Source organism: Peptoniphilus lacrimalis DSM 7455 (assembly GCF_000378725.1).
GTDB lineage: Bacteria > Bacillota > Clostridia > Tissierellales > Peptoniphilaceae > Peptoniphilus_A > Peptoniphilus_A lacrimalis.
This window is the reverse complement of record NZ_KB900369.1, coordinates 37,931-49,797: the sequence shown is the minus strand read 5'-3', so window position 1 is coordinate 49,797 and position 11,867 is coordinate 37,931. Positions and strand designations below refer to the sequence as shown.

The window sequence follows — 11,867 nt, the reverse complement described above, 5'->3', positions numbered from 1 at the left end:
TTTCACCTTATGTAAGATAATATTTTTTCTATGGATTCTTCCGCAGTTAAATTTGAAGAGTCTATTACAATTGCATCATCTGCAACTTTTAAGGGAGAATTTTCCCTTTTAATATCATTATTATCGCGTTTTTTTATATCTCTTATAATTTCCTTATAATCAGCATTTAACCCTTTTTCTTTTAATTGTAGAGTCCTTCTCTTTGCTCTAATTTCAGGACTGGCATTTAAATAAAATTTATAATCTGCATCAGGAAGAACTACAGTAGTTATATCTCTTCCTTCCATAACTACAGAATTTTTATCAGCAATTTCTTTTTGGATTGAAACAAGTTTTTTTCTAACAAAATCAATTTTTGAAATGTCTGATGTTAATTTTGAAATTTCTTCACTTCTAATTTGTGAACTTACATCCTTACCATCTAAAAATATTTTATTGTTAATAAATTCAATATTTGTATTGTTACAGGCTTCTTCATAGAATTTTTTGTCAATATCCTTTAATTTTAATGTTATAGCCCTATACATAGCACCTGTGTCTATATAAATAATATTTAATTTTTCAGCTATTTTTTTTGCTACAGTTGATTTACCACTGCCCGCAGGTCCATCTATGGCAATTTGCATCATATTCCTCCAATTATTAATTTGAAAATTTTAGTGTGAAAATCTAAAGACAAATTTTACTTATATATTCGAACCGCACAGATAGGCAGTTGAATTTGCAAGTTGAATATTAAACCCCCCTGTCAAGGCATCTATATCTAAAACTTCTCCAACAAAGTAAAGTCCCTCAACTTTTTTAGATTCCATTGTATGAGGATTAATTTCATCAACAGATATTCCCCCACTTGTAATTATAGCCCTATTTATATCTTCAAGACATTTGTAATCAAGGTCAAATTTTTTTATTGAACTTTTTAGCCTGTCCCTCTCTTGTCCTGTAATTTGGTTTACTTTTTTATATGATGAGATATTCGACTTTTTCAAAACATAAAAAATTAAATCTCTTGGAAGTAAATTTATCAAGGCATTTCTTATATCTTTATTGGGGAATTTATCAAAATCTCTCAGTATTCTTTTATCCAATTCATCGTAAGTTAAACCAGGTTTTAGGTCTAAATATAATTTTACCTTTGACAATCTATTTATTTTTGAAGATAAAGTTAATATAATTGGACCTGAAACACCTATATGAGTAAATAACATCTCACCGAACTCTTTAGCAATTAATTTTCCTTCAGAAAAAGCCAAGACTTCAACATTTTTTAATGATAAACCACTTAAATCCAAAGGTTCATTTGTTAAAGCTCCACACAGTGCTTGTTTCCTTTGCTTTGATTTAATATTAAATTTTTCTGCAAAGATATATCCATCACCTGTTGAACCAGTTTCTTTATAAGATATTCCACCAGTAGCTATAATAACTTTATCAAAAATATACCTACCATTAATAATAAATTTATCTTTTTTATCTATTGTTTTGCATAAAGTGTTTAAGAAAATTTTTACATTTCTTTCTTTTAACATTTTTTCATAGGTTTTTATAACATCAGAAGCTTTATCAGACATTGGAAAAACTCTATTACCTCTCTCGACTTTTAATTGTAAACCATAAGAGTTAAAAAGATCCATGGTCATAAAAGGGTCGAAAGAATAGATTGATGAATATACAAATTTTTTATTAGAAATAACATTTTTAAAAAAATCAGACGCATCGACATAATTTGTCAAATTGCATCTTCCTTTTCCTGTTATATATAATTTTTTACCAAGTTTTTCATTTTTTTCAAAAATAGTAACATCATGATTTGAAGCTGCTGCAAAAGCAGCCATCATCCCAGAAGGTCCTGCTCCTATTACTGCTATTTTCATTATTTTTTCTCCAAAACATAGACTATAGGTGGATTATTAATTTGATTGAAAAATTCTCTTTTTTCAACAATAAACTTTTTTTGATCTAATGATTTTAAAAATTTTTCCAAAGAGTCCCTTTCTTCTTGTGAATTTTCATGTCCCAAGTATGAAACAACAATAATGATTCCACCCTTATTAATTAATTGTGTAGCTTTCATTAAAGAAATAACAGTAGACATCGCCATTGTTGTAACACTTTTATCAGAACCTGGTAGATAACCCAAATTATAAATTGCCAAGTCAAAATTTTCTAATATGTCAATAAACTCATGACTTATTTTTAATATTTCTAAATTACTTATATTTTTGAATTTTTCCTTACAATAATTTATCGACTGGTCTTGTACATCAAAAGCAAAAACTTTTCCCTTTTCACCTACAACTTTTAAAAGTTTTTCAGTATCATTACCCATACCCATGGTAGCATCTACTGCTGATTTACCTTTAAAATCATTTTTTAAAATTTCATCTACAATTTCGTAATACTTTTCTTTTGCTATCATTTTAATGCCTTTAAATATTTAACTTCTTCATTATTTAAATATCTATAATTTCCAATTTCCAAATTACCTAATTCAATTTTTCCAATCGAAATTCTCTTTAGTTTTTTTACTTCATGACCTATATAAGAAAACATTCTTTTTACCTGATGATTTTTTCCTTCGTGAATACTTATTTCAACAATTGAATCCTTATCAAAATTTTTTAAAATTTTTACTTTAGCTTTTGAGGTTTTTAAATCTCTTAAACTTAGCCCATTTCTCAAAAGATTAAGCTCTCTTGCATTAGGTTTACCTTCAACTGTTGCAATATAAGTTTTATATATATTGTTTTTTGGATGCATCAAAATATTTGCAAGAGCCCCATCATTAGTCAATAAAACAAGTCCAGTAGTATCTATATCGAGTCTTCCAACTGGATAAACTCTTTTAGTTTCATCCACTAAATCAACAACATTCAACCTGCCTTTTTCATCTGAACTTGTAGTTACAACTCCAATAGGTTTATTTAAAATTATATAAATATTTTCATTCTCTAAGTTAAGTCTTTTACCATCGAGATATACCCTATCTTTATTGGGATCCACAACAAGTCCCATCTCAGTAACTATATTATTATTTACCTTTACTCTGCCTTCTTTTATAAGTTCTTCAGATTTTCTTCTTGAAGCAGCTCCAGCATGAGCCATAAATTTTTGCAATCTCATTAGTCTCTCCTTAAGTCTTCAAGACTTGGTAATTCTTCTAAATTTTTTATGCCAAATTTTTTTAAGAAAAAATCAGTAGTAACATAAAGATTTGGATGACCAATTCTATCAAGTGTGCCTGAAATTTCAATTAAAGAGCTATCTAAAAGTCCTTTAATTGTTGAATCACAATTTACTCCCCTGATATCTTCAATTTCCATTTTAGTTACAGGCTGTTTATAGGCAATAATAGATAAAGTTTCTAGTGACGGCTTAGTTAAATTTTTCTCTGCAGATTCTCTGACAAAATCTTTTATAAAGTCAAAATTTTCCGGTTTTGTTGATAATTGGTAGGATTCATTAACCTCTATTAATCTTAAACCACTAGATTCAATTTCATATTCACTTTTCATCTGGTCTAATACCATTTTTAAATCTTTCTTATCAACTTTTAGACATTTCTCTATATCCTTAATTGAAATGGGATCACCCCATAAAAAAAGTAAAGATTCAATTATAGATTTCAATTTATCCTTATTCATCTAAATTCCTTAATTCAATAAAAATATCAGTAAAATTCTCAGTTTGCTTAGCAGATAAAATTCCATTTCTGATTAATTCTAAAAGTCCCAAAAATAAGCTGATTAGCTCCTCTCTTGAAGGATAATCCTCTAATAATTTTGTGAAATAGAATTTATTATTTATTAAGAGTCTTGATTTTAAAACATTTATAGCTGTTTCAACGGAAAAATTCTCTCTATAAATGCTTTTAACGACTTTATTTTTATTTCTTATTAAAATATTCATGAAGGCTTTAGAAAGATCATTTACTTGTAAATCTTTAAGCAAATTTTTATCAGAAAAATCAGGCATCTCACTTTTCTTTCTATAAAAAGCACGAGTTTCATACTCCTCATTTTTCTTTAATAAGCCCGAAAGTTGTTGATATTTTTCATATTCCAACAATTTTTCTACAAGCTCTTTCCTAGCATCTTCTTCATCTTCTTCTTCTTCATCATCATCAAATTTAATTTTAGGAAGAAGCATTTTTGACTTAATTTCTAATAAAGTTGATGCCATTAAAATAAAATCAGATGTGAGTTCTAGATTAATTTTATTTGCTTTTTCCATATAATCTAAAAATTGTTCGGTTATTTCAAATATAGGAATATCATAAATATCTATCTCATTTTTTCTTATTAAGTCCAATAATAAATCCATTGGACCTTGATATCTTTCTAAAACAATATTATATTCCATATAATAACACCTAATTTTAAAATCTCTTCCATAATAAAATCTATAATAGGACCAATTACTTTTGAAACAGTCCCATTAAAAAGTAAAACAACAAGTATCAGATAAAAATATTTTTCGTATTTATAAAAAAAATGATGATACTTATAGGGTAGAAAACTCAATAAAACTTTTGAACCATCAAGAGGTGGCAAGGGAAGAAAATTAAAAACTCCTAACATAATAGAATACCAAAAGATAGCTTCAAGTAAAGGTCTAATAAAAAGATTTTTGTAATAAACATAAACGAGAAAAATCCCTGCAATTAAACCCATTAAAAGATTCATACAAACTCCAGCTATTGAAACAAGAAAAGTGGATAATCTCTTATTTTTTGTGAAATTTGAAGTATTGATTGGGACAGGTTTAGCCCAACCAAATCTTAAAACCACCATACAAATAAGACCAATTGGGTCTATGTGCTTTAAAGGATTTAGGGATAACCTACCATCGTATTTTGCCGTGTTATCTCCACACCAATAAGCAACATAACCGTGACTTATTTCATGAGGTATAATTACTATCATTAATGCTAAGATATTAATGATTATAGAGCTAAAATTAATGTTAGAAATTTGGAATTTCATTAATTATATTCTTTACAAGTTCTTGAAAGTTTGTTTCTACTTTTTTAGCAGATTCCATTACTTCTTTATGATTTAATGGTCTATCCAATATTCCAGAAGCCATATTAGTTATACAAGAAATTCCTAAAACCTTTAATCCTAAATGTCTAGCTACAATAACTTCAGGAACTGTACTCATACCGACTGCATCTGCCCCCATAACTCTTGCCATCCTAACTTCTGCAGGAGTTTCATATGTGGGCCCTGTGAAATACATATATACGCCAGATTTTAAATCAATATTTAATTTTTTTGCACAATTTTTTGCTATCTCTTGTAAATTTTTGTCATAAGTATAAGTCATATCAGGAAATCTAGGACCGTCATTGTCATCGTTTGGTCCAACTAAGGGATTAATTCCAGCGAAATTAATATGATCATTAATAAGCATCAAATCAGATGCTTTAAAAGATTTATTTACTCCGCCACTAGCATTTGTAACGATAAGATTTTTTATTCCCAGTCCCTTTAAAACCTTTGTTGGAAAAACAACCTTATCCATGCCCATTCCTTCATAATAATGTATTCTGCCTTTCATAGCTATAATATTCCTAGAAAGAATTTTCCCAAAAATAAGTTTTCCTTCATGTCCCTTAACAGTTGAACTAGCAAATCCTTTTATTTCTTTATAGGGAATTTCAGTTTTGTCTTCAATTAAATCAGCAAAATTACCCAAACCTGAACCTAATATTATTGCTATATCAGCATCGGCATCAATTTTACTTTTTATTGCATCAACTGCATCCATTACATTTTTATCCATAATTAACCTCTTAAATTTTTGTACAACAATAAACCAATTATCGTCTTAGCATCGACAATATCTCCAAATTTAATTTGCTTTAAAGCCTCATCTAAAGTAATTTCTTCTACAGCAATATTTTCAAAATCATCTAATTTTTGTTCTTTTTTTTCTAAATCTTCAGCTAAAAATAAATATATTTTTTCATTACAAAATCCTGGAGATGTAAAAAATTCACCAATATATTCACATTTTTTGGCATAGTATCCAGTTTCTTCTTCTAATTCTCTTAAAGCCGCCTTGACAGGTTCTTCATCAACCTCAACAAGTCCGGCTGGTAACTCAAAAAGTTCTTGGTCTACAGACTTTCTAAATTGCCTTACCATTAAGATTTTGCCCTCATCAGTAAGAGCTAATATACAAACAGCAGGATCATGTTCAACAATCTCTCTTTTTGTATATTTTTTCCCTTCCATTTCTACTGTGTCAACTCGTAAATTAAGAATTCTACCTTCGTAAATACTTTGGGAACTCATAGTACGCTCAATCTGGCTCATCAATGTTTCACTCCTAACATTTCTTTTGCTGCATTTATTGCAGCATCTGTTATATTTATTCCCCCAACTAATCTTGCAAGTTCCATTACTCTCTCATCTTGATTAAGCATTTTTATTTTTGATATTGTCTTTTTATTTTTAATTTCTTTTTCTATTAAGAAATGACAATTTGCTAATGATATTATTTGTGGCAAATGGCTTATTACAATAACCTGTCTATCTTTAGAAAGTTTTTTTATTTTGTTGCCAACAATTTGAGCGGTTTTACCACTTATACCAGTATCAATTTCATCAAATATCAAAGTTTCTATATTGTCCTTGTTTGCAATAATGGACTTGAATGCTAACATAATTCTAGACATTTCACCGCCTGAAGCTATTTTAGAAATGGGCTTATATTCTTCTCCTAAGTTAGAGGATATAAGAAATTCCACATTATCAATTCCATCATATGATAATTTTTTTGGACTTAACGAAACTTTAAATTTTGCATTTTTTATATTTAATTCCTCTAATTCATTAGAAATTTTTTTTCTTAAATCTTCAGCAAGCTTTCCTCTTTCTTGTGATATATTTTGTGCAAGATATAGGGCTTTTTCTTCCTTTTCTTGAATTATCTTTTTTAATTGTTCTAAATTTTTTTCTGAATTTAACAAAAAATCCAATCTTTTTTGGGTACTTTCAAGAAATATATCTATTTCATCTATACTTTTACCATATTTACTTTTAAGTCTGTTTACAAGGTCAAGTCTACTTTCAAGCTCATGTAATTTTTGTCCGTCAAAATTCAAATTATTCATGTAAGATTCTATGCTATTAATTAATTCTTTTAATCTAAACCTCACATCTTCTAGCTCATCATAATCATCTTTAAGCTCGTTATTATATTTCAGTATAGAATTAACTTCTCCGATAGCACTGTCTAAACCATCTTCCACATTAAAACCCTCATAATTTGATTTTAAAATATTTATAGTTTTTGATAGAGCTTCAGCAGTACTTGTTACATTATTTAGTTTTAAATAATCTTCTTCAAGCTCTTTATCATCATAAGAAGTTAAGTTTGCCTCATTTATCTCATTTATCTGATAATTTAAAATGTCAATTTCCCTATCTTTATTAGTTGAAGAATCAAGCTTATTTTCGTAATCTTTTTTTATTTCATTAATTTCATGTACAAGATTTTTTAATAATAGCAGATTCTCTTTGTGTTTATTGTCACAAAAATCATCTAATAAATTCCTTTGATTATCATGATTCATTAGAGATATTGACTCATGTTGAGCAAAAACATCAATAATTTTTGGAATTATTTTTAAAAGATTAGAACTTGTTATAACCCTGTTATTTATCCTTGTAATACTTGGACCATTTTTACTTATGTCTTTTGTTATAATAAGATAATCATCAACTTCAATACCCATACTTTCAAGCAGATCTTTTATATCTTTATCATATGTAGTAAATATTGCCTCAATATGGCAAAAATCTTTGCCAGCTTTTATTACATCTTTATTTGCACGTCCTCCTAAAACCATACCTAAGGCATCAATAATTATGGATTTACCACTACCTGTTTCACCAGTAATAACATTTAAACCTTTTTGGAAATTTATCTTCATATCTTCAATTATTGCATAATTTTCAATATTTAATTCCAATAACATAAAACACCTTTATTTCGTAAGTTTTACCTTTGCTTCATTTACAATAGCTTTTAAATCAAAACTCTTAATGTCTTCACTATAATTGTCCATATAAATTAAAAACTCAATATTTCCTTCTGTACCAGTAATAGGAGAATAAGATATATCCCTTATACTTAAATTTAAAGATTTTACAAATTCATAAATTTTTTCTAGTACTTGCAAATGAACTTTAGAATCTCTTATTATTCCACCCTTACCAACCTTGTCTTTACCTGCTTCAAATTGAGGTTTTATTAGAGCTACAAATTGACACTTTTCTCCAGCTAATTCCACAGCTTTAGGAAGAACGAGCTCTAAAGATATAAAAGAAACGTCTATGGAGATAAAATCAATATTATCCATGATTTTTTCTCTATCTAAAAATCTTATATTAGTTCTTTCCATGACTACAACTCTTTTATCAATCCTAATTTTATAATCGAGTTGATTATATCCCACATCAATTGCATATACTTTTTTACTTCCATTTTGTAACATACAGTCAGTAAAACCGCCCGTAGAAGAACCAATGTCCATACATATCTTATCTTTTAAATCTATATGGTGCTTTTGAATCATTTTCTTCAATTTATATCCGCCTCTTGAAACAAATTCAATTGAGTCTTTTTTTATGTGGATATTACTATCAGGGTCTAAAAGTTGACCTGCTTTATCAATCCTATTAGTGCCTACAAAAGCTTTGCCCTCCATAATGATTCTTTTAGCTTTTTCTCTTGAAGAAACCAACCCTTTTTCAACAATTAATAGGTCTGCTCTAATCTTTGACATTAATATTCCCTCTTAATTAATGCAAGGCAAAAATCCTTTAAAATATCATCTTTAAATTCAATATCTTTTATGCTTTCAAGGCCTTTATTAGTAAGAGATTTAATTTCATTTTCTATTTCTTCGGCAGAATAGAAATCAAGCATTGTTTTTTGTCCATTCTTTAAATCTTTATTCATATCTAATAGGTCATCTTTATACTGGTATGCAAGTCCAATATATTGACCAAATTCCTTTAATTTAGTTATAATTTCACCATCACACCCTGCCATTATAGCCCCTGTGACAATTGAAGCTTTCAAAAGAGCTGCAGTTTTTAAACTATACATATCCTCGCAAAGTTCTTCATTGTATTGTTCATTTAAGTAATCAATATCAAGCAGCTGCCCACCAATCATACCCAAAACTCCGGAAGAATTATAAATAAACTTTAAAGCTTTTATACACTTCTTTAATTCATCAATATCGTCAAGACTTTCCATGTACTTACTTATAACTTCCATAGACATATTTAGAAGACCGTCACCAGCTAAAATGGCCACGGCCTCAGAATATACTTTGTGATTAGTTGGTTTATCTCTTCTCAAATCATCATCATCCATCGCTGGTAGATCATCATGAATAAGAGAATAAGTATGAATCATTTCAAGGGTTGCTGCAAAGGGCAAAATCTTATCTAAAGTTGGATTTTCAGCTAGTTCATTATAAGTAATCATACAAAGAAGGGGTCTAATCCTTTTACCACCAGAAAATAAAGAATATTTCATAGATTCGTAAATTTTTGCCAATGAATCATCTACATAAGTAAAAGTATTACTTAAATAAGAATCAAGCTCTCCAATTATTGTATTTAATTCTTCTAAATTTTTCATATCAATCGCCTTCTAATACGTCTTTATTCTCTTTAATTATGGTTTTTACCTTACCTTCATATTCTTTAAGAACATTATCTAAGTATCTGTATAGTTCAATTCCTCTTTCATATTTTTTTATAGATTCTTCTAAACTGATATCCTTAGATTCCAAATCTTTAATAATAGATTCAAGTTCTTTTAATGAACTTTCATAATCTCTTTGCATAATTTTTCCCCTCAATATCTTTAATTTGAGCCTTAGCTACTCCATTTTTTAAATGAATATTTAAAAAATCTCCCTCATTAATCTGCCTTATGTCTTTTAATAAACTTCCATCTTTTAGATAAACTTTAACCTTATTAATATCATTGTATAAGGTGTTTAAATTATAAATTAAAGTATTTAACTTATTTCTTTCATTTTTGATTATATTTAAAGTGAGATTATTTAAAATATATTTTTTGTTATATAGATAATCTTTCTTATATCTAAAGTCTGTTTTAAAATCCATAACCTTAAGTCGTGATTCTAAAGCGTGTAAATATAAATTTTTTTTCAAAATCTCATCACTTACTTTATAAGTTTTCAAATAATATTTAAAATTTTTCAAACTTATAGAATTTGACCTAAGAAGTTGGAACATATTATAGTTAAGTAGCTTATAGTAATAATTAAGTTTATTGGTTTCAATATTTATTTTTTGACTTAAACCGCTAACTAAGGTCAATTTTTTATCTTCTAAGTAAACTTTTCTCTCTTCAATTTTAAAATCATAAGATTTTATGGATTTCACTCCATATTCTAATATCTTCTGATTATTAAAAACTGAAGATTTTAGCGAAATATTTAATCTATTAAACCTATCTTTTAAATTATCTTTATTGACCAATATATCCTTTAAGGGGCAAAAAATCCTCAGCAAATTCCCATAATTAGAAAGCTTTTCTCTCATATCAAAAATAATTTTATTAAGAGAACTGTTCAAAAGTTCATAATTACTTTTTAAATTTTCACTAAGCTCTTTTTTACTAATTATAGCAAGTTCAGCGGCTTTTGTAGGAGTTGCTGCTCTCATATCAGCTACAAAATCTGAAATAGAATAATCAACTTCATGACCCACAGCAGAAATTATTGGTATATTTGAATTATAAATAGCTTTTGCAAGGTTTTCATCATTAAAACAGAAGAGGTCTTCAAAACTGCCTCCCCCTCTTCCTAAAATTATTAAATCAATATCTTCTCTATCATTGAAATATTTAATACCTTCTATTAAGTCACTAGGAGCATCATCACCTTGAACCAAAGACGGAAAAATAATAATATTAGCTAAATTATTTCTCATTTTTAGCATATTTACAATATCTTTAACAGCAGCTCCAGAAGCTGATGTAATTATCCCAATGGTTTTAGGAAAAGTTGGAATCTTAAGTTTATGCCCTGGATCAAAAAGTCCTTCCTTTGAAAGTTTTTTCTTTAATCTTACAAATTCAGCATATAAATTTCCTGATGAATGGCTAATAATTTCACTAATATATAAGGTTATCTGCGAATCTTTTTCATAATAATTTACAGACCCTTTAGCAATAATTTTTAACCCATCTTCCATTTTAAAATCTAAATTTATAGCGTTTTTATAGAAAATAATTGCATTTATACGGCTAAAATCGTCTTTTAATGAAAAATATAGATTGCCATTTTCATGTGCCTTAAAATTAGAAATTTCCCCTTCCACCGCAATATTTGAAAGAAGAAAATCCATAGATACAATTTTTTTTAGGTAGGAATTTAATTCCTTAACTTTTATCGCTTTCATCTTTTAAGTTTTTAAGTATAGAAGCTAATATACCATTTACAAACTTTGGCGATTCTTCCGAAGAATATTTTTTAGCAATTTCGACAGCCTCGTTTATGGAAACCTCAACTGGAATATCTTTTCTGTATAAAAATTCAAATATGGCAACTCTCAATATTTCCCTATCAACTATAGCTAGTCTTGGTATAGTCCAACCCTGTAAATTATCAGACAAAACCTTATCAACAGAATCAAGATTATTGACAAGTTCAGAAATCACACTATTTATATAACTTTGTTCACTTTCTGAAAAATCATAATTTTCAAAAAATTTTTCTATGTTTTCTTGTGAAAAATCCTTATTTAATTCCATTGAATAGAGTAACTGCATTGCCCCTACTCTAGCGTTTTTTCTTCCCATTA

At 28.0% G+C, this 11,867-nt stretch carries 15 protein-coding genes; all 15 read right to left on the bottom strand.

Features of this window, described 5'->3' with window-relative positions:
- Positions 1–2: 2 nt before the first annotated feature.
- The 15 genes from cmk to nusB are packed head-to-tail and all read right to left on the bottom strand — an operon-like array spanning position 3 to position 11,865.
- Positions 3–626, bottom strand: a complete 624-nt coding sequence (gene cmk, locus F594_RS0103100; RefSeq protein ID WP_004824083.1) for a (d)CMP kinase — start codon at positions 624–626, stop codon at positions 3–5.
- A 60-nt stretch (positions 627–686) separates the two neighbouring features.
- A complete protein-coding gene (locus F594_RS0103095) occupies positions 687–1,874 on the bottom strand; it encodes a BaiN/RdsA family NAD(P)/FAD-dependent oxidoreductase (RefSeq protein ID WP_019034517.1) in 1,188 nt (395 codons plus the stop codon).
- Complete coding sequence (locus tag F594_RS0103090; RefSeq protein ID WP_019034516.1) at positions 1,874–2,419, bottom strand: tRNA (mnm(5)s(2)U34)-methyltransferase; 546 nt, start codon at positions 2,417–2,419, stop codon at positions 1,874–1,876. Before F594_RS0103090 ends, F594_RS0103095 begins: the two co-directional genes overlap by 1 nt.
- Positions 2,416–3,123, bottom strand: a complete 708-nt coding sequence (locus F594_RS0103085; RefSeq protein ID WP_019034515.1) for a pseudouridine synthase — start codon at positions 3,121–3,123, stop codon at positions 2,416–2,418. The genes F594_RS0103090 and F594_RS0103085 overlap by 4 nt, the downstream gene beginning before the upstream one ends.
- Positions 3,123–3,644, bottom strand: a complete 522-nt coding sequence (gene scpB / locus F594_RS0103080; protein ID WP_004824111.1) for an SMC-Scp complex subunit ScpB — start codon at positions 3,642–3,644, stop codon at positions 3,123–3,125. Before scpB ends, F594_RS0103085 begins: the two co-directional genes overlap by 1 nt.
- A complete protein-coding gene (locus tag F594_RS0103075; RefSeq protein ID WP_019034514.1) occupies positions 3,637–4,362 on the bottom strand; it encodes a segregation and condensation protein A in 726 nt (241 codons plus the stop codon). Before F594_RS0103075 ends, scpB begins: the two co-directional genes overlap by 8 nt.
- Positions 4,341–4,985 carry a site-2 protease family protein gene (locus F594_RS0103070; RefSeq protein WP_019034513.1) on the bottom strand — a complete coding sequence of 215 codons (645 nt, stop codon included), beginning with the start codon at positions 4,983–4,985 and terminating at the stop codon, positions 4,341–4,343. The genes F594_RS0103075 and F594_RS0103070 overlap by 22 nt, the downstream gene beginning before the upstream one ends.
- A complete protein-coding gene (locus F594_RS0103065; protein WP_019034512.1) occupies positions 4,966–5,787 on the bottom strand; it encodes a purine-nucleoside phosphorylase in 822 nt (273 codons plus the stop codon). Before F594_RS0103065 ends, F594_RS0103070 begins: the two co-directional genes overlap by 20 nt.
- A gap of 2 nt (positions 5,788–5,789) precedes the next feature.
- Positions 5,790–6,323: an NUDIX hydrolase gene (locus tag F594_RS0103060; protein ID WP_019034511.1), complete on the bottom strand. Its 534-nt coding sequence runs from the start codon at positions 6,321–6,323 to the stop codon at positions 5,790–5,792.
- Complete coding sequence (recN, locus tag F594_RS0103055; RefSeq protein WP_019034510.1) at positions 6,323–7,990, bottom strand: DNA repair protein RecN; 1,668 nt, start codon at positions 7,988–7,990, stop codon at positions 6,323–6,325. The genes F594_RS0103060 and recN overlap by 1 nt, the downstream gene beginning before the upstream one ends.
- A gap of 9 nt (positions 7,991–7,999) precedes the next feature.
- Positions 8,000–8,800, bottom strand: coding sequence for a TlyA family RNA methyltransferase (locus tag F594_RS0103050; RefSeq protein WP_019034509.1), 801 nt, complete (start codon positions 8,798–8,800; stop codon positions 8,000–8,002).
- Positions 8,800–9,669, bottom strand: a complete 870-nt coding sequence (locus F594_RS0103045) for a polyprenyl synthetase family protein (protein WP_009346374.1) — start codon at positions 9,667–9,669, stop codon at positions 8,800–8,802. The genes F594_RS0103050 and F594_RS0103045 overlap by 1 nt, the downstream gene beginning before the upstream one ends.
- Position 9,670: 1 nt before the next feature.
- Positions 9,671–9,877, bottom strand: coding sequence for an exodeoxyribonuclease VII small subunit (gene xseB / locus F594_RS0103040; protein WP_009346367.1), 207 nt, complete (start codon positions 9,875–9,877; stop codon positions 9,671–9,673).
- Complete coding sequence (gene xseA / locus F594_RS0103035) at positions 9,861–11,465, bottom strand: exodeoxyribonuclease VII large subunit (RefSeq protein WP_019034508.1); 1,605 nt, start codon at positions 11,463–11,465, stop codon at positions 9,861–9,863. Before xseA ends, xseB begins: the two co-directional genes overlap by 17 nt.
- On the bottom strand, positions 11,446–11,865 hold the full coding sequence (nusB, locus tag F594_RS0103030) for a transcription antitermination factor NusB (RefSeq protein WP_019034507.1): 420 nt from the start codon (positions 11,863–11,865) through the stop codon (positions 11,446–11,448). Before nusB ends, xseA begins: the two co-directional genes overlap by 20 nt.
- Between the last annotated feature and the right edge of the window lie 2 nt (positions 11,866–11,867).

Bases quoted from the DNA above. Each gene is read 5' to 3' on its own strand.
- F594_RS0103050 (WP_019034509.1), bottom strand. From the start codon at position 8,800: ATGTCAAAGATTAGAGCAGACCTATTAATTGTTGAAAAAGGGTTGGTT.
- F594_RS0103085 (WP_019034515.1), bottom strand. From the start codon at position 3,123: ATGAGATTGCAAAAATTTATGGCTCATGCTGGAGCTGCTTCAAGAAGA.
- F594_RS0103090 (WP_019034516.1), bottom strand. From the start codon at position 2,419: ATGATAGCAAAAGAAAAGTATTACGAAATTGTAGATGAAATTTTAAAA.
- xseB (WP_009346367.1), bottom strand. From the start codon at position 9,877: ATGCAAAGAGATTATGAAAGTTCATTAAAAGAACTTGAATCTATTATT.
- F594_RS0103060 (WP_019034511.1), bottom strand. From the start codon at position 6,323: ATGAGCCAGATTGAGCGTACTATGAGTTCCCAAAGTATTTACGAAGGT.
- F594_RS0103045 (WP_009346374.1), bottom strand. From the start codon at position 9,669: ATGAAAAATTTAGAAGAATTAAATACAATAATTGGAGAGCTTGATTCT.
- scpB (WP_004824111.1), bottom strand. From the start codon at position 3,644: ATGAATAAGGATAAATTGAAATCTATAATTGAATCTTTACTTTTTTTA.
- F594_RS0103070 (WP_019034513.1), bottom strand. From the start codon at position 4,985: ATGAAATTCCAAATTTCTAACATTAATTTTAGCTCTATAATCATTAAT.
- cmk (WP_004824083.1), bottom strand. From the start codon at position 626: ATGCAAATTGCCATAGATGGACCTGCGGGCAGTGGTAAATCAACTGTA.
- xseA (WP_019034508.1), bottom strand. From the start codon at position 11,465: ATGAAAGCGATAAAAGTTAAGGAATTAAATTCCTACCTAAAAAAAATT.
- F594_RS0103065 (WP_019034512.1), bottom strand. From the start codon at position 5,787: ATGGATAAAAATGTAATGGATGCAGTTGATGCAATAAAAAGTAAAATT.
- recN (WP_019034510.1), bottom strand. From the start codon at position 7,990: ATGTTATTGGAATTAAATATTGAAAATTATGCAATAATTGAAGATATG.
- F594_RS0103095 (WP_019034517.1), bottom strand. From the start codon at position 1,874: ATGAAAATAGCAGTAATAGGAGCAGGACCTTCTGGGATGATGGCTGCT.
- F594_RS0103075 (WP_019034514.1), bottom strand. From the start codon at position 4,362: ATGGAATATAATATTGTTTTAGAAAGATATCAAGGTCCAATGGATTTA.
- nusB (WP_019034507.1), bottom strand. From the start codon at position 11,865: ATGGGAAGAAAAAACGCTAGAGTAGGGGCAATGCAGTTACTCTATTCA.